Here is a 22,954-nt window from a genome sequence, read left to right on the forward strand (position 1 = left end):
GCCCGGGCCGCCGGGACCACGAGCACCGGGGCCACCCGGGCCACGGTTGCCGCCCGGACCACCCGGACCACGGTTGCCACCGGGACCGCCGGGGCCGCGCGCACTGGCGCCACCCGGGCCGCGTGCGCCGGGACCACCCGGGCCACGGTTGCCACCCGGACCACCCGGACCGCGGTTACCCGCCGGACGCGCGCTGCCGTACGGGCTGGCGCCCGGATTGGCGTGATCGGACGGGAAGCTCGGGGCATTGCCCGGATGACCGTACGGATGGCGGGACGGACCCTGGCCACCCTGGGCACCGCGGTTGCCACCGCCACCCGGACCGGCCGGACGGCCTTGGCCACCGTAGCCGCCACGGCTTTCGCCACCGCCGGCGTAACCGCCACGACCTTCAGCACCGCCGCCGTAGCTGCCGCGCCCCGGGCCGCCTGCGCCACCCGGACCCTTCGGCTTGCCATACGGACGGCCCTGGCCACCGGCACCTGCGCCGGCGCCCGGACCACGCGCGCCGGGACCACGGGCAGCGCCCGGGCCGGCATTGCGGTGGCCGCTCGGCCCGGTGCTGACACCGTCCGGCACGTACCAGCTGCGGAACGCCGCCGGGTTGCCTTCCGGAAGTGCCCGGTTGCCCTTGTCCGGGCGAGCCTTGAACGGGCGCTGCGACTGCTTGGCCGCTGCTTCGCCGCTGACCGTCAGGCCACCCTTGAAGCCGCCGCCCTTGCCGCCGCGGCCACGGCCGCGCTCTTCGCGCACGTTGTCGAAACGACGCAGTTCGCGGCCTTCATCGGCCGAGTTGTGGCCGTTGACGTAGGCGTTGCCACGGCCGCCGTCGCGCGAAACGCGCACGGTGGTCTTGGCGGCACGACGCTGACCGATCACCGGCTGCAGGGTCAGTGCCGACGGGGCACCTTCTTCCAGCTTCAGTTCGGCGCGCAGCGCTTCAACCTGCTTGGCCGGCAGTTCGACCGACTGGCCACGCAGCAGTTCGCGCGGCAGGCTGACCTTGCCGTAGCGCGTGCGCTTGAGGCGGCTGACCTGGCAGCCCTGGGATTCCCACAGGCGGCGCACTTCGCGGTTGCGGCCTTCCTTGACCACCACGCGGAACCAGTCGTGCGAATCGGTGCCGCCGATGCGTTCGATCTCGTCGAACTTGGCCGGGCCGTCTTCCAGCGCGACGCCACGGGCGAGGCGGTCAACGATGCTGTCGGGCACCTTCTCTTCGCCTTCCGGGGCGCGCACGCGCACCACGTACTCGCGCTCGACCTCGTAGGAGGGGTGCATCATCGCGTTGGCCAGCTCACCGTCGGTGGTCGCCAGCAGCAGGCCGGTGGTGTTGATGTCCAGGCGGCCGATCGCGATCCAGCGCGCGCCCTTCAGGGCAGGCAGCGCTTCGAACACGGTCGGGCGACCTTCGGGGTCTTCGCGCGTGGTCACTTCGCCTTCCGGCTTGTTGTAGGCCAGCACGCGGGACGTTTCAGTCAGCGCGGTGGCGACGAAGCCACGGCCGTCCAGCTCGACCTTGTCGCCGCTCTTGATCGACTGGCCGGTCTGCGCGACCTCGCCATTGACCTTGACCAGGCCATCGGCGATGCGCTGTTCCAGCGCGCGGCGCGAACCCAGGCCGGCCTGCGCCAGCACTTTGTGCAGGCGCTCTTCGAGCTTGGGCTGTTCGGAGGCGGATTCGCGCTTGAGCGAAAGCTTGTTCAACGATGGCTTGCGGGGGGTGTCACTCATTTACTTGGCTCCGGCCGGCAACGGATGCGTCGGCCTCTGGTTCGGGATCGGCTTCGTCAACAGCCACGGTCGTCTTCGCGACGGCGTTGTTTCCGGTTTCGTTCTGGGGCGCCGCGCGCTCTCCCGGCGCGGTATCGGGTTCGCCATCGCTGGCGGTCGTATCCGCGTCGTCGTCGGCAAGCGACAACGGCGCATGGGATGGGGTGTCGGTGGCGTCTGCAGCATCGGGCGCCTCGCTATTGTCCGGTTCTGCCGGTTGCTCCGCCAGTCGCGCCGAGGCCAGCGCCACGCGGGCTGCCAACCGGGCCGCTGCAGGGTCCACTGGGTCCGCCGGGTCCGCCGGTGCCGGAGTGGCGTCATCATTGGCCGCGTCCGTCTCCAGCTCGGCCTCCGGGGTCGCCGCGCCGGCGGGCAGGCGACCGGCCGGCTGGCCTTCGCTGTCCAGCGGCAGCTGCGGTTCCAGCTCGCCCAGGTCGCGCAACTCGGACAGCGGCGGCAGTTCGTCCAGGCGCTTGAGCCCGAAATAATCCAGGAAGCCCTTGGTGGTCCCGAACAGCGCCGGTTTGCCGGGCACGTCGCGGTGGCCGATCACGCGGATCCATTCGCGCTCTTCCAGGGCCTGGATGATGTTGCTGCTGACCGCCACACCGCGGACCTGTTCGATCTCGCCGCGGGTGATCGGCTGGCGGTAGGCGATCAATGCCAGCGTTTCCAGCGTGGCACGGGTGTAGCGGGTCTTGCGCTCCGTCCACAGCCGGGTGATGTAGCCATGCACTTCGCTGGTGACCTGGAAGCGGAAGCCGGAGGCCACTTCGACCAGCTCCACGCCGCGGTCCTGGCAGCCTTCGCGCAGCAGTTCCAGCGCGCGTTCGATGCTGCCCGGCGGTGCCGGTTCCTCTTCCGGGAACAGGCCCTGCAGCTGCGCCAGCGTCAACGGCTCACTGGCCGCCAGCAGGGCGCCTTCGACAATACGGTTGATCAGCGGTTGATCCATGCGTGGGTCGGGTGCTCAGTCGGATTCGTTGGCGGCGGCGTCGTTGTCGTCGAACTCGCTGTTGAACTGCAGCGGTTCGTTGGTGTTGCCGGCGGCCAGGGACTTGACGTAGATCGGCGCCAGCGGAGCTTCCTGGACGATGTCCAGCAGCTGTTCCTTGGCCAGTTCCAGCAGGGCCAGGAAGGTGACCAGCACCCCCAGCTTGCCTTCTTCGGCGGTGAACAGCGTTTCAAACCGGTAGAACCTGCCGTCTTCCAGACGACCCAGCACGTCGCCCATCCGCTGGCGCACGCTCAGTGCCTCGCGTTTGATCGCGTGGCCGGTGAACAGCTCGGCGCGCTTGAGCACGTCGTGCAGCGCCATCAGCATTTCCTTCAGATCCACCGGCGGCGGCAGCTTGACGGCCGCGCGGTCAGGGACGAAGGCGTGGACCACGGTGGTGTCGCGGTCCTGGCGGGGCAGGCTGTCGATGTCCTCGGCGGCCTGCTTGAAACGTTCGTACTCCTGCAGCCGGCGCACCAGCTCGGCGCGCGGATCGGCTTCCTCGCCCTCGATGCTGGGCGGCCGCGGCAACAGCATCCGCGACTTCACTTCGGCCAGGATCGCCGCCATCACCAGGTACTCGGCCGCCAGTTCGAAGCGCAGCTCCTGCATGACGTTGATGTACTCGACATACTGGCGGGTGATCTCGGCGACCGGGATATCCAGGATGTCCAGGTTCTGCCGGCGGATCAGGTACAGCAGCAGGTCCAGCGGACCCTCGAACGCATCCAGGATGACTTCCAGCGCGTCCGGCGGGATGTACAGGTCCTGCGGAATCTGCAGGACCGGCTGTCCATGCACCACGGCCAGCGGCATTTCCTGCTGCTGTGGGGCGGGCACTCGGAATGGCGGGTTCGCGTCGGGCGCGAGTTCGGCAGTCATCAAATAGACGTCAGTATTGCAACGGACCGGTCGCCGCACCATGCCAGCGTCCGGAACGGTCCCGGGCGGCAGGATGGCAAGCCATGACACGCCTGGGTCGGCGCGATTCCACACTTCAAACAGCAAGGCGCGCCGCGATGGGCAGCGACAGAACTACGGGGAGGTCGTCTACGTGTGCTGGTGTGGGGCAGTGGATCGGTCGTCGGCTGGCGGTGGAGCCGGTTGCCGACGGGGCGCTGCATCCAGCCACGTGCAATGGACATAAGACTACGGGGTTGCCGCGCCAGTGTCCAGCCAGCCCCGCTAGAATGCCCGGGATTGATTCAACAAGACCTCGGAGTTGCCCGTGTGGTATGTGATTGAAGGCTATGACGGCACCGATGTGCTGGCCGCCCGTCTGGCGTCGCGCCCGGCCCATCTGGCCCGGCTGCAGGCCCTGCAGGACGAAGGACGGCTGCTGCTGGCCGGCCCGTGCCCGGCCATCGACAGCGAAGATCCCGGCCCGGCCGGCTTCAGTGGCAGCGTGGTGATCGCCGCGTTCGATTCGCTGACCCACGCCCAGGACTGGGCCGCCGCCGATCCGTATGTAGAGGCGGGCGTCTACGTGCGCGTCCAGGTGCGTCCGTTCCGCAAGGTCCTGCCATGAACCGGGTCGAGCGCATCCGGCAGGCGCTGCAGCAGGCACTGGATCCGGAACTGCTGGAGGTCAAGGATGACAGCCACCGCCACGCCGGCCATGAGGGCGCGCGTGACGGCCGGGGGCACTTCAAGGTGCACGTGGTCAGCGCAGCCTTCGAAGGAAAGCTCCCGCTGGCGCGCCAGCGGGCCGTCTATGCGGCCCTGGGAACGATGATGGAGACCGATATCCACGCGTTGTCCATCCGTGCCGAGACACCGGTCAAAAACCGCTGAAACCCTTGTCCCGCCTTGTCCTGGCCAGTCCCGAAAGGGGCCGACATGGACAGCTTTTGGTTACCGCCGTACGACATGAGGCTAACGTAGTGTTTACATTCGGGTTTGAAAACGCTTACATTCCGCGCCAAGCCCAGATCTCTAAGCCGTGGAGGGCGGCGAAGTGAACAAGGCAGCGATCACTATCAAAGATGTCGCCCGTGAAGCCCGTGTCTCTGTTGCCACGGTCTCGCGCGCACTCAATGGCCATGAAAATGTTGCCGAGCCCGTGCGCAAGCTGGTGCTGGAGGTGGCAGCGCGACTGCGCTACACCCCGCATGCAGCGGCCCGGAGCCTGAGCAGCCGACGGACCAACACCATTGGCGTGGTGTTGCCCGATCTCTATGGCGAATTCTTCTCCGAACTGATGCGTGGCATCGATGGGGTGGCCCGCGAGCGTCGCCAGCATCTGCTCGTGTCCAGTTACCACGGTGACCAGGAGCAGCAGGGCGCGGCCCTGCGGGCCATGCGCGGTCGTGTCGATGGGTTGCTGGTGCTTTCGCCGTATGCCGAGAGCCCCGGCTTCCTGACCGACAACCTGCCGCAGTCGTTGCCCACGGTGCTGATCAACACGTATCTGCCCGAGCAGGATCATCCGGTGCTGAGCATCGATGACCATGCCGGCGCGATGGCCATGACCCGTCACCTGCTGGACGTCGGGCATCGGCGCATCGCCTTCATTTCCGGTCCGGACCTCAACTACGACGCCCGTGAGCGCCTGCGCGGTTTCCGCGATGCGCTGGCGGCCTTCGGCGATGCTGCCGAAGGGATCGAGTTGCCCGGTGACTTTGACGAAGCTTCCGGCCATCGCGCCGGACAGGAGTTGCTGGCAGCCGGCACGCTGCCCGATGCGGTGTTCGCCGCCAACGACATGATGGCGCTGGGGTGTCTGTATGCGTTCGCGCAGGCAGGTGTCCGGGTGCCGGCCGATGTCGCCTTGGCGGGTTTCGATGACATTCCGCTGGCACGTTTCGTTCACCCATCGTTGACAACGATGCAGGTGAGTATCGCCGACCTCGGCGATAAGGCCGCGACGCGCCTGTTGCAGTTGATGGATGGCAACAACACAGAAGGGGCCGGCGACAAGCAGACGCTCGTGCCGACCCTGATCGTGCGTGATTCGAGCAAAGCCAGAACCCAGCAGTAGGTCACGACCGTTGGTCGTGACGCCCTAAAAAAACGCACCACATAAAACGACAGGGGCCGCAAAGACGGCCACCACCACCCGGAGAGTTACATGACGTATTCCAATCACCGCAACCGCGCGCCCGCACGGAGTCTGTTGTCCAGCGCGCTGGTCACATGCCTGATGCTGGGCGCCGCCCCGAGCGTGATGGCGCAGTCGGCCACCTCGTCGCTGCGCGGCCAGGTCGCCGAGGCTGCCGCCGGCACCGAAGTCACCGCCACCAACGTGGCCAGCGGCACCGTGCGCCGCGCCACCACCCGTGCCGATGGCAGCTACTCGCTGATGGGCCTGGACCCGGGCACCTACAACGTGGTGGCCAATGGCCAGACGCAGAAGGTGACGGTCACCGTGGCCTCCACCGCGACCCTGAACTTCAGCGGCGCGCCGGCCAACGGCAGCACTGCCAACGCCACCAACCTGGACACGGTCAACGTCATTGCACCGACCCTGCTGCAGGAAGTGCGTACCTCCGAAGTGGGCAAGACCGTCAGCCTGCAGCAGATCCAGACCACCCCGCAGGTGTCGCGCAACTTCCTGGAATTCGCCGACGCGGTGCCGGGCCTGATCTTCACCCGTGATGCCAAGGGCAACACCTCCCTGCGCGGCGGTGCCACCAACTCCGACGGCACCAACGTCTATATCGACGGCGTGGGCCAGAAGAGCTACGTCAAGGGCGGCGGCGTGGCCGGCCAGTCCGGCAGCGCCGGCAACCCGTTCCCGCAGCTGGCGATCGGCGAATACAAGGTCATCAGCGGCAACTACAAGGCCGAGTACGGCCAGGTGTCGAGCGCGGCCGTGACCGCGGCCACCAAGTCCGGCACCAACGAGTTCAAGGGTGAAACCTTCTACCGTTACACCAACGAAGACATGCGCGCCAAGACCCCGGCCGAGCGCCAGGCTGGCCAGACGAAAGAGGCATCGGCCGAGAAGGAATACGGTTTTGCATTGGGTGGCCCGATCATCCAGGACAAGGCCCACTTCTTCGTGACCTATGAAGCCAAGCGCTTCGACCTGCCGGTCACCATCGCGCCTGACGGCGCGGTCGGCCGTGCTGCCGCGCTGCTGCCGCCGGAAGGCGCCGCCGGCCTCGGCCCGGCCAGCCAGCCGTTCCAGCAGGATCTGATCTTCGCCAAGGTCGACTTCGAGCCGACCGACAACGATCGCATCGAGTTGACCTTCCAGGACCGCGATGAAACCCAGTCGCAGTTCAGCGGCCAGACCGCGCCGGAAGCCGGCCGTGAAGTGGTCAACACCGACCGTCGTTACGCCCTGCGCTGGAACCACAGCGGTGAGCGTTACTACAACGAATTGATGGTCACCCACGAAGATTCGTTCAACAACCCGACCCCGCTGACCCTGGCCAACGGCATCACCTACACCGCACCGGACGGCACCGAAGACCGCACCGTGGTGAAGATCGGTGGCGCATCGGCGCTGGATTCGCAGGTGAAGGGCCAGAAGGGCTGGTCGATCGAAGACAACCTGACCCTGGATGGCATCCAGTGGGCGGGCGACCACACCATCAAGATGGGCGCCAAGTACAAGCAGATCGACCTGTACGCATCCGATGCTGCGCAGATCAACCCGACCTTCACCTACACCCTGGGCGATCCGGACTTCCCGGATTCCATCCCGTACAAGGCGCAGTTCGTCAAGCCGGTGACCGGCGTGTCGGGCGTGTCGGGCGAAGTGCGTTCGAAGTCCAAGCAGATCGGCCTGTTCATCCAGGACGACTGGCAGGTCAACGACCACCTGCAGCTCAACCTCGGCCTGCGTTGGGACTACGAGAAGACGCCGTCCTACCTGGACTTCGTGACCCCGCAGCAGGTGGTCGACGCGATCTACTCGCAGGATCCGCGCGCGGCCGCTGGCCAGACCTACGCCGATTCGCTGGCGCTGGGTGGCCTGAACATCGGCGATTACATCAGCACCGGCAAAAACCGCAAGGCGTTCAAGGATGCCTGGCAGCCGCGCCTGGGCTTCTCGTATGACCTCAACGCCGACGAGCAGCACGTGTTCCACGGTGGTGCCGGTCGTTCGTACGATCGCGACCTGTTCGACAACCTGCAGCTGGAAACCACCAAGCTGGCCCTGCCGCAGCCGACCATCTACTTCCGCAACCCGTCGACCGGCACCTGCATCAACGGCCAGGCCGCCTGCTACGACTGGAACCCGAACCTGCTCAACGGGATCGGCAACCTGCAGACCCTGGTCGGCTCGACCAGCAATGCCGGTCTGGAAGTCGATCTGCTGAACAACAACCTCAAGGTGCCGTACTCGGATCAGTTCAGCTTCGGCATGAGCAACCAGGTGGGTGAGTGGCTGACCGATGCCACCATCTCCCGCACCCTGAGCTACGACGGGTTCGCCTTCACCCTGGGCAACCGTTACCCGACCGGCCAGTTCTTCGATGACCCGCGCCTGTGCGGCGGCACCGACCCGGGCCTGAGCCAGGCCTGGAGCTGCAACGTGCCGGGCTTCGGCAGCCTGATCATCGGCCAGCAGGGCATCAAGACCCGTGCGACCCAGGTCCTGCTGTCGGCGCAGAAGCCGTTCACCCAGGAAAGCGGCTGGGGCACCTCGGTGGCCTACACCTGGACCACCGCGCGCCACAACCGCGACATCAACGAGAAGTACGCGTTCGACCGCGGCCTGATCGAAGATTATCCGACCATCCGTTCCAACGGCGCGCCGCGCCACCGCCTGGTGGTCACCGGTTCGTACGCGGGCTTCTGGGGCATCACCTTCGGCGGCAAGGTCACCCTGGCCACCCCGACGGCCGTCAACGACTGGTACGGCGTGCCGCAGGCCAGTGGCTACGACCTGCCGACGCCGCAGGCCGCGGTGCCCAACGCCAATGGCAAGTTCCTGCTGGGTGGCAAGATCTTCGGCTACCGTTCGGTCGATCTGCAGGCGACGAAGACGTTCAAGATGGCGGGCGATACCGAGCTGTACGCGCGTATCGACATCATCAACGTGTTCAACTTCGACAACTTCGCCACCTACAACTACTTCAAGACCGACGGCAAGCTGCAGGCCAGCTACAACGAGACCGGCGATATCGTCGGTACGCCGCGCCAGGTGAAGGCCGAAGTCGGCTTCCGCTTCTGATGCAGCACACGGCCCCGTCTTCGGACGGGGCCGGTTTCATGGCAATGGCTGGCCTTCGGGCCAGTCCATTGTCCAGGCCGGTGCCACGGAGGGTGGCAGCGGCCTGGGCAATGACCGCGGCTTTGGACCACGCCTGCGTGGTTTTTTAAGGCCGCGTTCTGTAAACGATTTCAGGTCATTGGACGTTATGCTTCCCAGTCACGAACACTGTAGAAGGAGTTGGCCCATGCAGGCACGCCACCTGTTGACCGCCGCGGCGATCAGTGTCGCCGTCGCTGCCTGTCAGCCGCAGGCCCAGCAGGAGCCGGCCAAGCCCAAGCCGCCCGTGATCCTGGTCGAGGCGGACGTGCCGCCGCGGCCGATGAAGCCGGAGCTGCCGCCGCTGTTCGACGATATCGAGCGCCGCACCTTCCAGTTTTTCTGGGATACCACCAACGAGGTCAACGGGCTCAGCCCGGACCGCTACCCGTCGCGTCCGTTCGCCAGCATCGCTTCGGTCGGCTATGCGCTGACCGCCTATCCGATCGGCATCGAGAACGGCTGGGTCAGCCGCAACCAGGCGATCGACCGCACCCTGCTGACGCTGAAGTTCTTCCGCGATCTGCCGATGGGCCCGCAGCGCACCGGCAAGGGCGGTTACAAGGGCTTCTACTACCACTTCCTGGACATGCAGGAAGGCCGCCGCTATGACAGCTGGGTGGAACTGTCCAGCGTGGATACCGCGCTGCTGATGATGGGCGTGCTGTTCGCGCAGTCCTATTACGACGGTGACGACGCACGCGAGAAAGAGATCCGCGAGATCGCCGATACGCTGTACAAGCGCGTGGACTGGCCGTGGCTGCAGCAACGCGCACCGCTGATCTCGATGGGCTGGTTCCCGGAAAGCGGCTTCATCGACCACGACTGGATGGGCTACAACGAGGCGATGATGGTCTACATCCTCGCGCTCGGCTCGCCCACCCACCCGGTCAGCCCGGATGCGTGGACGGTCTGGACGCGTACCTACGACAACGACTGGGGCGTCTACCAGGGCCAGGAATACCTGTCCTTCGGCCCGCTGTTCGGCCACCAGTACACGCATGTGTGGGTGGACTTCCGCGACATCCAGGATGCCTACATGCGCGAGCGGGGCAGTACCTACTTCCTCAACAGCCGTTCGGCCGCCCTGGCGCAGCGCGAGTACGCGATCGCCAACCCGATGAACTGGAAGGATTACGGCCAGAACGTATGGGGCCTGACCGCCAGCGACGGCCCGCAGAACACCACCCAGGAATACCGGGGCGAGCAGCGCCAGTTCCGCCATTACTCTTCGCGCGGCGCCGGCCTGCGCGAGAACTTCGATGACGGCACCATCGCGCCGACCGCGGCGATCGCCTCGATCGTGTTCGCGCCGGAAGAAGTCATCCCGGCCGCGGTGGAGATGCACAAGCGCTACGGCGACTACATCTATTCCAGCTACGGCTTCCTGGATTCGTTCAACCCGAGTTTCAACTACGACATCCCGATCAAGACCGGTCGCCTGGTGCCGGATCGCGGCTGGGTGGCCAGCGATTACATCGGTATCGACCAAGGCCCGATCCTGACCATGATCGCCAACTACCGGAACGATTTCGTCTGGGATGTGATGAAGAAGAACGCCCATATCCGCAAGGGTCTGGAGCGTGCCGGCTTCAGTGGTGGCTGGTTGACTCCGGAAGGCGAGGATCAGCCGATGGAACTGCAGAAAGATGAAAAGGCGGCCTCGGCCCGCTCGGTCGGCATCGCCGAATCGCGCGCGGCGGCCGCCCAGGAACAGAAGAACAATTCCAATTCGAACCGCAACCAGCAGCAGGGGAAGTAAGCAGTGCCATCGTCGTCGCGCCCGAAGCTGGGGTTGAGTCTGTTGCTGCTGCTGGTCGGCAGCCTGTTGTTGAGTGCCTGCCGGAAAGAACCGGAAGGGGTCACAGTGCGTTTCTGGGCGATGGGCCGCGAGGCCGAAGTGGTCACCGGCCTGATCCGCGAGTTTGAAGCGGAAAACCCGGGCATTCATGTGGATGTCCAGAACATCCCGTGGACGGCCGCGCATGAAAAACTGTTGACCGCATTCGCGGCCGACGGGCTGCCGGATGTGTGCCAGCTGGGCAACACCTGGATTCCCGAGTTCGCCGAGCTCAACACCCTGACCCCGCTGCAGCCCTATGTGGCGCAGTCCAAGGTGGTGGACCCGGCCGATTACTTCCAGGGCATCTGGGACACCAACGTCATCCATGACGAACTGGTCGGCGTGCCGTGGTACGTCGATACGCGCCTGCTGTATTACCGCAAGGACATGCTGGCCAAAGCCGGCTATGACCACCCGCCGCGTACCTGGGGCGAGTGGAACGAGATGATGGCGGCGATCAAGAAGATGCAGGGCGCGAACCGCTATGCGGTGCTGATGCCGATCAACGAGTTCGAGCAGCAGCTGTCCTTCGCCCTGCAGCAGCCCGATCCGCTGCTGCGTGACGATGACACCCGTGGCAACTTCAGCAGCCCCGGCTTCCGCAGGACGCTGGGCTTCTACGAAAACATGTTCGCGCAGGGCTGGGCCCCGCGCATGTCCGAGACGCAGATCTCCAACGTCTGGGATGAGTTCTTCCGCGGCTTCAACGTGTTCTACGTGTCCGGCCCCTGGAACATCCGCGAGTTCAAGAAGCTGCAGCCCAAGGCGCTGGAGGGGCAGTGGGGCACCGCTGCGCTGCCGGGTCCGGACGGCCCCGGCGCCGGCATCGCCGGGGGTACCAGCCTGGTGATCTTCCGTTCTTCGCAGCAGAAGGAAGCCTCGTGGAAGCTGATCGAGTTCCTGTCGCGCCCGGCGATCCAGGAGCGTTTCCATTCGATCATCGGTGACCTGCCGCCACGGCGCAGCACCTGGGAATACCCCTCGCTGGCCAACGACCCGTTGGCGCAGCCGTTCCGCGATCAGCTCGAGCGGGTCAAGCCCACGCCGAAAGTGCTGGAGTGGGAGCGCATCGTGCAGGAAATGCGGATCATCACCGAACAGGTGGTGCGTGGTGGCATGGATCAGGACGTAGCAGTGAAAGAACTGGACAAGCGCGTGGACAAGGTCCTCGCCAAACGGCGTTGGATGCATGAGCAGCACCGCCAGGACTCGTCTGGCGTAAGCGACAAGCAGCACTCCAGTGCGGTCGCAACGGAGGCGGCACCATGAAGCAGCGTTCGCTTGCCGGCTGGATGTTTGCCGGCCCGGCCATCCTGGTCATCGCGGTGTTCTTCGGCCTGCCGGTGTTCTCGGCGCTGGCGCTGAGCATCACCGATTTCGATCTGTACGCACTGGCCGATGGCGAAAACCTGCGTTTCGTCGGCCTGGGCAACTACATCGATCTGCTGCAGACCCCGATGTTCTGGAAGTCGCTGTGGAATACCACCTACTTCGTGATCGTCGGCGTGCCGATGTCGATCGCGGTATCGCTGGGCGCGGCGATCCTGCTCAACGCGCCGGCCGCCCGCTTCAAGGCGTTGTTCCGTACCGCGCTGTTCGCCCCGGTGGTGACCACCCTGGTGGCGGTGGCGGTGATCTGGCGTTACCTGTTCCATACCAGCTACGGCCTGGTGAACTACGGCCTGGGCCATCTGGGCATCAGCCCGGTCGACTGGCTGGGCGACCCGAACTGGGCGATGCCGACCATCATGCTGTTCGCGGTGTGGAAGAACTTCGGCTACAACATGGTGATCTTCCTGGCCGGCCTGCAGGCGATCCCGCATGACCTGTACGAGGCCGCGCGCATCGACGGTGCCTCGCGCTGGAAGCAGTTCCTGCACATCACCCTGCCGATGCTGGGCCCGGTGCTGCTGGTGGTCGGTGTGATCACCGTGTCCGGTTATTTCCAGCTGTTCGCCGAGCCCTACGTGATGACGCGTGGCGACCCACTGCAGAGCACGGTCAGCGTGCTGTATTTCATGTTCGAAGAAGGCTTCAAGTGGTGGAACCTGGGCCGCGCCTCCGCGGTGGCGTTCCTGCTGTTCCTGATCATCCTGGGCGTGACCAGCATCATGCTGCGTTTCGGCCGCAAGAGGCAGTTGGTATGAGTCGTGAAATCGGTCAATCGCGCTGGCATGCCTGGTGGGTCAATGGTGGCCTGCTGGTGCTTGCCGCGCTGAGCCTGGCGCCGCTGTTGTGGATGCTGTCGGTGTCGTTCATGCCGACCGGCGAGGCGGCGCATTTTCCGCCGCCGCTGCTGCCGTCCTCGCTGACCACCGCGAACTACCACGAGTTGTTCGCGCGCACCGGGATGGCCAACAACTTCGTCAACAGCCTGATGGTGTCGCTGGCCATCACCTTCGGCTCGCTGCTGCTCAACACCATGGCCGGCTACGCCTTCGCCAAGTTGCGCTTCGCCGGCCGCGAGCGCATCTTCCAGCTGCTGCTGGCCGCACTGGTGATCCCCGCGCAGGTGGCGATGCTGCCGCTGTTCCTGCTGATGAAGCAGCTGGGCCTGGTCAACAACTTCGGTGGCGTGATCGTGCCGGCGCTGGCCACCGTGTTCGGCATCTTCCTGGTGCGCCAGTACGCCCGTTCGATCCCGGATGAGCTGCTCGAAGCGGCCCGCATCGACGGGGCAGGGGAGCTGCGGATCTTCTTCCAGATCGTGCTGCCGATGCTCAAGCCGGTGCTGGTGACCCTGTCGATCTTCACCTTCATGGCGGCCTGGAACGATTTCATGTGGCCCTTGATCGTGTTGACCGACCAGGAGCACTACACTCTCCCGGTGGCCCTGGCCACGCTCTCGCGCGAGCACATCATGGACGTTGAAATGATGATGGCCGGCGCGGTGGTCACGGTGGTTCCGGTGCTGCTGCTGTTCCTGGCATTGCAGCGTTATTACATCCAAGGTCTGTTGCTGGGGAGTGTCAAAGGGTGAAGCATGCCGTCGTCGCGGTGGGTCTGGGTCTGGTCTGGTCACTGGCGGCCTCGGCCGCACCGCCGGCGACGCCGGTGTTGCCCGCGCCCAAGGTGCTGGACAGCTTCGATGACATGACGCCGTGGAAGCTGGTCGTCTCCGACCAGGTCAGCGGCTCGCTGCGCAGCGTGGCCGGCAGTGGCGGAGGCCGCGCGCTGTGTGTGGATTACGACTTCCACAACGTGTCCGGCTATGTCGGCATACGTCGCGAGCTGGGCATCCAGTACCCGGAGAATTACCAGTTCGGCTTCCAGCTGCGCGGCGATTCCCCCGCCAACGACCTGCAGTTCAAGCTGATCGATGCCAGTGGCGACAACGTGTGGTGGGTCAATCGCCCCGGCTATGCGTTCCCCAAGGCGTGGACGCCGGTGCAGTACCGCAAGCGCCAGATCGACAAGGCCTGGGGCCCGGAGACGGACAAGACACTCAAGCGCAGCGCTGCGATGGAGTTCACGATCTACAGCAAGGTCGGTGGCAAGGGCACGGTCTGTTTCGACCGGCTCACGCTGCAGGGCCTGCCGCCGGCCGATACATCTTCGCTGAGCCCCTCGGTGATCGCCGATACCGCCACCGCGCTGCAGAACCGCATCGTCGATGGCAAGCCGGACACGGTCTGGATCAGCGGCGGCGTGGCCGAACAGACCATCAGCCTGGACCTGCACAAGGTGCGCGAGTTTGGCGGGGCGGTGATCGAATGGCTGCCCGGGCTGGAGGCCACACGTTACGTGGTGCGTTCCTCGGCCGATGGGCGCAGCTGGAACACGCTGCGCGAGGTGACCGCCGGCGGCGGTGGCCGCGACTGGCTGGCGCTGCCGGATACGGAAGCGCGGTACCTGCGCTTCGACCTCAAGGGCGGCCCGAGCTGGCGCTACGGTATCCGTGATATCACGCTCAAGCCGCTCGAGTTCGCCGATACCCCGAATGATTTCGTCCGCTCGGTCGGTGCCGACCTGCCACGCGGTTCGGTGCCACGTGGCTTCACCGGCGAGCAGCCGTACTGGACGCTGCTCGGGTTGGATGGCGGTCGCGAGCAGGCCTTGATCGGCGAAGACGGTGCGCTGGAAGTGGCCAAGTCCAGCTTCAGCGTCGAACCGTTCGTGCTGGTCGACAACAAACTGCTGAGCTGGGCCGACGTAAAAACCAGCCAAGCGCTGCAGGACGATTACCTGCCGATCGCCAACGTCGGCTGGACCCACGACAAGGCTGGCCTGCAGGTGACCGGCTTCGTGCAGGGCACGCCGGACAACGCGCAGCTGGTCGGTCGTTACACCCTGCGCAACCCGGACAAGGTGGCCCACGAGTACACCCTGGCCCTGGCCGTGCGCCCATGGCAGGTGAACCCGCCGACCCAGTTCCTCAATACCGTCGGCGGCGTCAGCCGGATCGACAACCTGTCCTTCGACCCGACCCATGTGGACGTCAACGGCACGCCGCGCCTGTACCCGGCACAGGCACCGGACGCGGCCTTCGCCACCGCGTTCGACAGCAAGCTCGACGTGGTCCACTTGGCCAGCGGCAAGCTGCCAGGCACCACCGAAGTGAAGGACAGCACCGGCCTGGCTTCGGGCGCGCTGCTGTACCGCTGGAAGCTGGAGCCTGGCCAGAGCCGCGAGGTCGCCATCGTGCTGCCGCAGACCGGCAACTGGGCGATGCCCAAGGCCTTCGATGCGGCCAAGGCGCAGCAGCAGGTCGCTTCGATGTGGCGGACCAAACTGGACCAGGTGACGCTGCAGGTCCCCGCGGCTGGCAAGCCGCTGGCCGATACGCTGCGCACCGCGCTGGCGCACATGCTGATTTCGCGCATCGGCCCCAGCCTGCAGCCGGGCACGCGTTCGTATTCGCGCAGCTGGATCCGCGATGGCGCGATGATTTCCGAAGGCCTGCTGCGGATGGGCCGCAGTGATGCGGTGCGCCAGTACGTGAACTGGTATGCGCCCTATCAGTTCGACAATGGCAAGGTGCCGTGCTGCGTGGACTCGCGCGGCAGTGACCCGGTGCCGGAGAACGACAGCCACGGCGAGTTGATCTTCAACATCGCCGAGTACTGGCGCTACACCGGCGACACCACCTTCCTGGAGGTGATGTGGCCGCATGTGCAGGGCGCCTACCAGTACATGGAGCAGCTGCGCCTGAGCGAGCGCACCGAAGACAACCGCGCGCGCAACCCCGCCTTCTACGGGATGATGCCGGTCTCGATCAGTCACGAAGGGTATTCGGCCAAGCCGATGCATTCGTACTGGGACAACTTCTGGGCGCTGCGTGGCTACAAGGACGCGGCGATCATCGCCAGCACGCTGGGCAAGGCCGAAGCGCTGCAGATCAGTGAATCGCGCGATCAGTTCCGTGACGACCTGCAGGCGTCGCTGCTGGCGGCGACCGCGCAGCACAAGATCGACTATCTGCCCGGTTCAGCCGAACTGGGCGATTTCGATGCCACCTCGACCACCATCGCACTGGCGCCGGCCGGCGAGCAGGGGCGCCTGCCGCAGCCGTACTTGAACAACACCTTCGAGCGCTACTGGAGCGAGTTCGAAGCGCGCCGCGATGGCAAGCGCGAGTGGAAGGACTACACCCCGTACGAGTGGCGCAACGTGGCCGCCTTCGTGCGCCTGGGCTGGCGTGACCGCGCCTGGCAGGCGACCGAGTTCTTCTTCAAGGACCGTGCACCGCAGCCGTGGAACCAGTGGGCCGAAGTGGTCTCGCGCACGCCGCGCAAACCGTTCTTCCTGGGTGACCTGCCACATGCGTGGGTGGCCTCGGACTTCGTGCGTTCGGCATTGGACATGTTCGCCTACAGCCGCGACATCGACGACAGCCTGGTGCTGGCCGCGGGCGTGCCGTCGCGCTGGCTGGAAGGCAAGGGCGTGGGCGTGCAGGGCCTGCGCACACCGAACGGGCAGCTCAACTACGCGCTGATCCGCAACGACAAGCAGCTCACCCTGACCGTGTCGGCCGGCCTGGTGCCGCCGGCCGGTGGCGTGGTGCTGCCGTGGCCGTACAGCGGCGAGCCTGGCGCCACCACCGTCAATGGTGAGCCGGCGGAATGGGTGGGCGGCGAACTGCGTGTGATGCAGGTGCCGGCCAAGGTCGAGATCGAGATTCCGGCGTCGGTACGCCGGGCGGAACGCAAGGCACCGTAATGCGGCAGATGACGATGATGATGCGCGGCCTGCTGGCCGCCGTGCTGGCGTCCGCGCCGCTGGTGGCACTGGCGCAGGGCACCGTGGCGGCGCCCGCGCAGGAGATGACCATGGTCACCTTCAATCTTCACCACGACCGCGAGAACTGGCCGGCCCGCCGCCAGGTGATCCTGCGTGAACTGCAGGCACTGCAGCCCGATGCGATCGCGCTGCAGGAAGTGATCCAGAAGCCCCATGTGCGCAACCAGGCCGCATGGTTGGCGCGCAAGCTGGGCTATGAGTATCAGTTCGTCTCGACCGATCCGCCGGGGCGTTTCAAGCGCTACGGCAATGCCCTGCTGACCCGGCGGCCGGTGCTGTCGCGCAACGACCATCTGCTGGCGCCGCTGGGCGACTACCGGACCGTGGCGCATCTGCGCATCGATGTGGACGGTCGCCCGGTCAATGTTTATGCCACGCATTTGAACGAGCGTTCGGACGAGGTCGGCAGCCGCATCCGTGGAGAACAGGTGGCGGATCTGCTGGCCTTCATCGCGCAGAGCGCAGGCGACGCGCCGGTGGTCGTGGCGGGTGACTTCAACGCGCTGGTGGACGCCGGGGACCTGAGCGAGCTGCGCAATCACTACGGCGACAGCTACGGCAGCGTGCACGTCAACAACGAACTGGCCCAGGTCAGCACGCTCAACCGGCACTACTACGACGCGCCCTCGCGCATCGACCATATTTTCTTCCAGCAGGATCGACTGCTTGCCCGTGAGGCGAAGATCCTGTTCGACCAGCCGTACGCCGATGGCCGCTGGGCCTCGGATCATTACGGCGTGTGGACCCGGCTGCAGTTCGCGCCGGCCACCGGAAACGCCGGCGCGACGACGCCCTGAGGCGCGCGCCGCGTCATCGGTGATGGCGTAGCGCGCGACCGGCTGCCTCCACGCATGGCGTGGATCTGCCCTTGACGTATTCCGTGCAGGATCCACGCGTGGCGTGGGTCTACCCTTGATGCATCCGATGGCCCGTGTAGATCCATGCCATGCGTGGATGCGCTCAGCGCCGCCATCATGACCGGTTGACGCACGCCACTGCATGCGCCACCCCCCCCCCAAACGCAGACAGCGGCCCGAAGGCCGCTGTCTGTTTGTTGCGTCACTCACTCAGGATCAGAGCGTGTCTTTCTTTTCCTGGTCGGCCTTGTCGCCTTCCTCGGCCTGCGGGGCATCGGTGGGGATGTCCTCGCGCGCTTCGGCCTGCGCGGCCTGTTCGGCGGCGTTGGTCGCCGCCGGGGTGTCGCTGGCGGCCGAACCGAACAACTGACCGTTGTGCACGACCGGGCCGGCCGGGGCCGATTCGGTGCGGGCCTGCGGGGCTGCCGGCTGTGCCGGCGCCTGGGTCGCATCGACGGCATCCAGCATGCTGGTCTGCACCGGTGCGACGGTCGGCTCCTTCACTTCCTGCGGGGCGGCCTCAACAACCGGGGCCGCCGGAGCAGCAACCGGAGCCGGAGCCGCCGGAGCAGCCACCGGGGCCGGGGCGGTCGCCGCCGGAGCAGCTACCGGAGCCGGAGCTGCCGGAGCAGCTGCCGGAGCAGCAACCGGAGCCGGGGCGGCCGGAGCAGCGACCGGGGCCGGAGCCACCGGAGCAGCGACCGGAGCCGGAGCCACCGGAGCAGCAACCGGAGCCGCCGGAGCCGGCCTCGGGCTTTCCACGAACGGCACCGGGTCGTTGTAGGAGGCCGGGGCCTTCTCAGCGACCGGCTCGACGGCCGGCGCAGCGGCCTTCTCGACGACCGGGGTTGGTGCCTTCTCGGCCACCGGGGCCGGGGTCGGCTCGGCATGACCAGCGGTCACGACCGGGCTGCTGACCACGGCGACCGGAGCGGCGGCAGCCACTGCCGCCACCGGGGCCGGGCGCGGGGCCTGGACAGGTGCGGGGGCAGCGGCCGGCGCGTTGCCGGATTCGTCGTCGAACTCGAACTCCGGCTGCGGCTGACCGTTATTGGCGACCTGGCGCTCGGCCGGGGCGGCGGTATCGCCGTCCTGATCGCCGTCCTGGTCGTCGCCCTCGTCATCCAGACCGTTGTCGTCACCATTCAGGCCATCGCTGCCGGCAGCCTGCTCACCGTTGCCACGACGACGACGACGGCCACCGCGACGGCCACGACGACGACGCGAAGCGCCTTCGCCGGTACCGTCTTCGGCATTGGCCGGCGCGTCACCCTGTTCGGTGGCGTCGGTGTCGCCCAGCTGTGCATCCTCGGCCGGAGCGGCCTTGGCCGTTTCCTGGACGTGGGCGGCCGGCGCGGCGCCATCGGTGGCGACCACGGCAGCCGCAGCGATCACGGCGGCGTCGGCAGCGACCGGTGCGGCGGTGGTCGGCTTGGGTGCATCGGCCTGCGGCTGACGCGCGGGCTTCTCGCTCATGGCCGGCTTGTCGCCGTCGTTCTGCTGCGGCTTGGCCTGGCCGTTCTGGCCCTGCTTCTGCTTCAGCTTCGGCTGCTGCTGGTCATTGCGCGGTTCATTGCGCGGCTTGGCCGGCTGCTGCTCGTTGCGCGGCTTGCCCTGCGCGGGTGCCTGCACCTGTGCCGCATTGCCATTGGCCGGTGCGGCGGTGTCCTGGCGGCGCTCCTCACGGCGCTCGCCCTTCGGGCCACGTTCGCCACGCTCACCACGGTCCTTGCCACGGCCCTGCGCCTGCGCATTGCCGTTGCCACCACGTTCGCCACGCTCATCGCGGCGGCCGTTGCGGTCTTTGCCGTTGCGATCCTTGTTGCGACCGTTGCGGTTGCCGTCCTGGCCCGAGCGGTTGCTCGGCTGCGGTGCGGCGGCCGGGGCCGGTTCGCCACCGAAGATGCGCTTTAGCCAACCCACCACGCCGGTTGCCGCCGGGGCGGCAACGGGGGCCGCGACCGGGGCCGGTGCGGCTTCCGGTTCCGGGGCGTCACGCACCGGGGCCGGCTGGCTGTGCTTGACCTGGGTCACCACCGGGGCGACCGGGATGTTCAGCTGGGCCTTGGTCAGCGCGTGCACCGGCAGCTTGCGCGGGGTACCGCGCTGGTAGCTCGGCTTGCCGCTTTCTTCGCCCAGCTCGTTCTCACGCAGGCGGGTTACTTCGTAATGCGGGGTGTGCAACTGCTCATCGGCGACGATCACGATCGGCGCGTCATGGCGCTGTTCGATCTCGCGCAGCGCGCTGCGCTTTTCGTTGAGCAGGTAGTTGGCGATCTCGACCGGGGCCTGGACCAGCACCTGCCCGGTGTTCTCCTTCATCGCATGCTCTTCAGCCACGCGGATGATGGAGAGCGACAGCGACTCGACGCTGCGCATGCGGCCATGGCCGTCGCAACGCGGGCAGACGATCTGGCTGGATTCGCCCAGGCTCGGACGCAGGCGCTGGCGGCTCATTTCCATCAGGCCGAAGCGCGAGATGCGGCCCAGCTGCACGCGCGCACGGTCGTACTTGAGCGCGTTCTGCAGGCGGTTCTCGACTTCGCGCTGGTGCTTGTTGGAGGCCATGTCGATGAAGTCGATGACCACCAGGCCGCCCAGATCGCGCAGGCGCAGCTGGCGGGCCACTTCGTCGGCCGCTTCCAGGTTGGTCTGGAACGCGGTGTCCTCGATGTCGCTGCCCTTGGTGGCGCGCGAGGAGTTGACGTCGATGGCGGTCAGCGCTTCGGTCTGGTCGACCACGATCGAGCCGCCCGACGGCAGGCGGACGTTGCGTTCATACGCGCCTTCGATCTGCGATTCGATCTGGAAGCGGTTGAACAGCGGGATGTCGTCCTTGTAATGCTTGAGCTTGCGCAGGGTCTGCGGCATCACCTGCTGCATGAACTCCTGGGCGGTCTCGTACAGCTCTTCGGTGTCCACCAGGATCTCGCCGACATCGGCGCGCAGGTAGTCACGCAGGGCGCGCACGATCAGGCGCGATTCCTGGTAGATCAGGAACGAGGCCGGCTTGGTCAGTGCCGCTTCGGCGATCGACTTCCAGACCTGCAGCAGGTAATCCAGATCCCACTGCAGCTCTTCGGCATCGCGGCCGACGCCGGCGGTGCGGATGATCACGCCCATGTCGTCGGGGATGTTCAGCTTGTCCAGCGCTTCCTTCAGCGCGGCGCGGTCTTCGCCCTCGATGCGACGCGAGACGCCACCGGCGCTCGGCGAGTTCGGCATCAGCACCATGTAGCGGCCGGCCAGCGAGATGAACGTGGTCAGGGCAGCGCCCTTGTTGCCGCGTTCTTCCTTGTCCACCTGGACCACGACTTCCTGGCCCTCACGCAGCAGCTCGCGGATGCCGGCCTTGTTGTGGTCGACGCCGGCCTGGAAGTAATCGCGGGAGATTTCCTTCAGCGGCAGGAAGCCATGGCGCTCACCGCCGTATTCGACGAAGGCCGCTTCCAGTGAAGGCTCAAGGCGCGTGATGCGACCCTTGTAGATGTTCGACTTTTTCTGTTCCTTGGACGGCTGTTCGATGTCGATGTCGTACAGCGTCTGGCCATCCACGATGGCTACCCGCAGCTCTTCAGCCTGCGTGGCATTGATCAGCATTCGCTTCATTCTTGCGTTCCTCGCGCGCTGCTACCGCGCGGAACGCCATGGGGTTTCGCTTCTGGTCACGCTTCACCGCCCATCGCGCATGCGCGGGGAGGGCGGTTTGGGTTTCCAGCGCTACAACACCACGGCAGGCCGCGGGAGCGCTTCATTTGTTTTGGTTTGGGTGTAACGGGGCCGGAGGCAGCTTTCAGCCAGGCTGGAGCGCCACAGGGACATGTTCAGCGCGAATGCGTGTCAGACATCCGGCGATGGCCGGGACCGCCGGTGAGCCGCTAACATGGCCGCCCCGGGGGCGGTGGCTGCGCACTGTGCCGGAATCGCGGGAAGTCGGGCTTCTGGCCCAGAGCAACTTCCAACGAAATCAATCCCTTATCTCGCCTGCCGAGTGTAACAGAATAAAAGGCCAATGACCGTTACCGAGCCCACCCCCAAAGCCGCTGAAGCCATGACCAGCGTACGTATCATCACTGTCCCGGCCGACCGCGCCGGGCAACGCCTGGACAACTTCCTGCTGGGCCAGCTCAAGGGTGCACCGCGCAGCCTGATCTACAAGCTCGTCCGCAGTGGCCAGGTCCGCGTCAATGGTGGCCGCGCCAAGGCCGAGCGCAAGCTCGAAGGCGGCGACGAAGTCCGGGTCCCGCCGGTCCGTCTCAACGAGGAAGGCGACAAGGCGGGTCCGCCCGCGGCATTCATGAAACGGCTGGAAGATGCCATCGTGTTCGAAGACGATCGGCTGCTGGCCCTGAACAAACCGTCGGGCGTGGCCAGCCACGGCGGCAGTGGCATCAGCTTCGGCGCGATCGAGACGCTGCGCGCCCTGCGTCCGGGAAAGACCCTGGAACTGGTGCATCGGCTGGACCGGGATACCTCGGGCCTGCTGATCGTGGCCAAGAAGCGCTCGGCGCTGAGCGAGCTGCAGGCGCTGCTGCGCGAAGACCACGGTGCCGGCATCCGCAAGCGCTACCTGACCCTGCTGGCCGGCCGCATGCCCGATGGCACCATGACCGTGGATGCCCCGTTGCACGTGGGTCTGCGCCAGGGCGGCGAGCGGCACGTGCAGGTCAATCCGATCGGCAAGGAGTCGATCAGCCACTTCAAGGTGCTGGAGCGCAAGGGCGGGCATTCGTACTGTGAGGTCCGCATCGAAACCGGCCGCACCCACCAGATCCGCGTACATGCCCAGCATCTGGGTCATCCGGTGGCCGGTGACGACAAGTATGGCGATCCGGACGTCAACAAGCGGCTTCGTGAGCAGATCGGCCTGAAACGGCTGTTCCTGCACGCGGCCTCGCTGGAGTTCGCCCTGGACGCGGGCAAGACGCCGTACCTGATCAATGCACCGCTCGCCGAGGAGCTCGTCGAGGTGTTGAACCGGTTGAAGTGAGCGCCGGCAGATAACGCCGTGCCGAACGGAGGGTAGTGCCGGCCGC

General features: G+C 66.3%; 15 protein-coding genes. 11 read left to right on the plus strand and 4 right to left on the minus strand.

What is annotated here, in order from left to right:
* The 3 genes from QMX81_RS10925 to QMX81_RS10935 all read right to left on the minus strand — a co-directional run.
* Nucleotides 1-1,734, minus strand: a 1,734-nt coding sequence (locus QMX81_RS10925; RefSeq protein WP_282261378.1) for a pseudouridine synthase, incomplete at its 3' end; no start/stop codon positions are given.
* Nucleotides 1,727-2,728, minus strand: coding sequence for an SMC-Scp complex subunit ScpB (gene scpB / locus QMX81_RS10930; RefSeq protein ID WP_282261380.1), 1,002 nt, complete (start codon nt 2,726-2,728; stop codon nt 1,727-1,729). The genes QMX81_RS10925 and scpB, both read right to left, overlap by 8 nt.
* 15 nt (nt 2,729-2,743) lie before the next feature.
* Nucleotides 2,744-3,778, minus strand: a complete 1,035-nt coding sequence (locus QMX81_RS10935) for a ScpA family protein (RefSeq protein ID WP_282261382.1) — start codon at nt 3,776-3,778, stop codon at nt 2,744-2,746.
* A gap of 220 nt (nt 3,779-3,998) precedes the next feature.
* Here QMX81_RS10935 and QMX81_RS10940 point away from each other — a divergent pair, with 220 nt between their 5' ends.
* The 10 genes from QMX81_RS10940 (at nt 3,999) to QMX81_RS10985 (ending at nt 17,858) form a co-directional block, all read left to right on the plus strand.
* Entirely contained in the window at nt 3,999-4,298 is a 300-nt protein-coding gene (locus QMX81_RS10940; protein WP_019182875.1) for a YciI family protein, read from the plus strand.
* Entirely contained in the window at nt 4,295-4,564 is a 270-nt protein-coding gene (locus QMX81_RS10945; protein ID WP_282261383.1) for a BolA family protein, read from the plus strand. The genes QMX81_RS10940 and QMX81_RS10945 overlap by 4 nt, the downstream gene beginning before the upstream one ends.
* Before the next feature lie 148 nt (nt 4,565-4,712).
* Nucleotides 4,713-5,750 carry a LacI family DNA-binding transcriptional regulator gene (locus QMX81_RS10950; protein ID WP_121038099.1) on the plus strand — a complete coding sequence of 346 codons (1,038 nt, stop codon included), beginning with the start codon at nt 4,713-4,715 and terminating at the stop codon, nt 5,748-5,750.
* Nucleotides 5,751-5,840: 90 nt separating this feature from the next.
* Nucleotides 5,841-8,900 carry a TonB-dependent receptor gene (locus QMX81_RS10955; RefSeq protein ID WP_282261389.1) on the plus strand — a complete coding sequence of 1,020 codons (3,060 nt, stop codon included), beginning with the start codon at nt 5,841-5,843 and terminating at the stop codon, nt 8,898-8,900.
* Between the two features lie 226 nt (nt 8,901-9,126).
* Nucleotides 9,127-10,740: a glucoamylase family protein gene (locus QMX81_RS10960; RefSeq protein WP_282261392.1), complete on the plus strand. Its 1,614-nt coding sequence runs from the start codon at nt 9,127-9,129 to the stop codon at nt 10,738-10,740.
* A gap of 33 nt (nt 10,741-10,773) precedes the next feature.
* Nucleotides 10,774-12,090: a sugar ABC transporter substrate-binding protein gene (locus QMX81_RS10965; RefSeq protein WP_226956633.1), complete on the plus strand. Its 1,317-nt coding sequence runs from the start codon at nt 10,774-10,776 to the stop codon at nt 12,088-12,090.
* Nucleotides 12,087-12,968, plus strand: a complete 882-nt coding sequence (locus QMX81_RS10970; protein WP_282261395.1) for a sugar ABC transporter permease — start codon at nt 12,087-12,089, stop codon at nt 12,966-12,968. The genes QMX81_RS10965 and QMX81_RS10970 overlap by 4 nt, the downstream gene beginning before the upstream one ends.
* On the plus strand, nt 12,965-13,801 hold the full coding sequence (locus tag QMX81_RS10975; RefSeq protein WP_019182882.1) for a carbohydrate ABC transporter permease: 837 nt from the start codon (nt 12,965-12,967) through the stop codon (nt 13,799-13,801). Before QMX81_RS10970 ends, QMX81_RS10975 begins: the two co-directional genes overlap by 4 nt.
* Nucleotides 13,798-16,980 carry a discoidin domain-containing protein gene (locus QMX81_RS10980; protein ID WP_282261398.1) on the plus strand — a complete coding sequence of 1,061 codons (3,183 nt, stop codon included), beginning with the start codon at nt 13,798-13,800 and terminating at the stop codon, nt 16,978-16,980. The genes QMX81_RS10975 and QMX81_RS10980 overlap by 4 nt, the downstream gene beginning before the upstream one ends.
* The gene (locus QMX81_RS10985) at nt 16,980-17,858 is read left to right on the plus strand and encodes an endonuclease/exonuclease/phosphatase family protein (RefSeq protein ID WP_121038087.1); all 879 of its coding nucleotides are present in this window, start codon (nt 16,980-16,982) and stop codon (nt 17,856-17,858) included. Before QMX81_RS10980 ends, QMX81_RS10985 begins: the two co-directional genes overlap by 1 nt.
* 276 nt (nt 17,859-18,134) lie before the next feature.
* On the opposite strand, the gene QMX81_RS10990 is transcribed toward QMX81_RS10985, so the two are convergent.
* On the minus strand, nt 18,135-21,527 hold the full coding sequence (locus QMX81_RS10990) for an Rne/Rng family ribonuclease (RefSeq protein ID WP_282261401.1): 3,393 nt from the start codon (nt 21,525-21,527) through the stop codon (nt 18,135-18,137).
* Nucleotides 21,528-21,969: 442 nt separating this feature from the next.
* On the opposite strand from QMX81_RS10990, the gene QMX81_RS10995 reads away from it, so the two are divergent.
* Nucleotides 21,970-22,908, plus strand: a complete 939-nt coding sequence (locus QMX81_RS10995) for an RluA family pseudouridine synthase (RefSeq protein WP_019182886.1) — start codon at nt 21,970-21,972, stop codon at nt 22,906-22,908.
* Nucleotides 22,909-22,954 lie beyond the last annotated feature (46 nt).

This window comes from Stenotrophomonas sp. PS02301, assembly GCF_029959485.1.
Classification (GTDB): domain Bacteria; phylum Pseudomonadota; class Gammaproteobacteria; order Xanthomonadales; family Xanthomonadaceae; genus Stenotrophomonas; species Stenotrophomonas maltophilia_Z.

Excerpts from the sequence above, each read along its gene's own strand:
- QMX81_RS10945 (WP_282261383.1), top strand. The coding sequence starts at position 4,295 with ATGAACCGGGTCGAGCGCATCCGGCAGGCGCTGCAGCAGGCACTGGAT.
- QMX81_RS10960 (WP_282261392.1), top strand. The coding sequence starts at position 9,127 with ATGCAGGCACGCCACCTGTTGACCGCCGCGGCGATCAGTGTCGCCGTC.
- QMX81_RS10995 (WP_019182886.1), top strand. The coding sequence starts at position 21,970 with ATGACCAGCGTACGTATCATCACTGTCCCGGCCGACCGCGCCGGGCAA.
- QMX81_RS10970 (WP_282261395.1), top strand. The coding sequence starts at position 12,087 with ATGAAGCAGCGTTCGCTTGCCGGCTGGATGTTTGCCGGCCCGGCCATC.
- QMX81_RS10975 (WP_019182882.1), top strand. The coding sequence starts at position 12,965 with ATGAGTCGTGAAATCGGTCAATCGCGCTGGCATGCCTGGTGGGTCAAT.
- QMX81_RS10990 (WP_282261401.1), bottom strand. The coding sequence starts at position 21,527 with ATGAAGCGAATGCTGATCAATGCCACGCAGGCTGAAGAGCTGCGGGTA.
- QMX81_RS10985 (WP_121038087.1), top strand. The coding sequence starts at position 16,980 with ATGCGGCAGATGACGATGATGATGCGCGGCCTGCTGGCCGCCGTGCTG.
- scpB (WP_282261380.1), bottom strand. The coding sequence starts at position 2,728 with ATGGATCAACCGCTGATCAACCGTATTGTCGAAGGCGCCCTGCTGGCG.
- QMX81_RS10955 (WP_282261389.1), top strand. The coding sequence starts at position 5,841 with ATGACGTATTCCAATCACCGCAACCGCGCGCCCGCACGGAGTCTGTTG.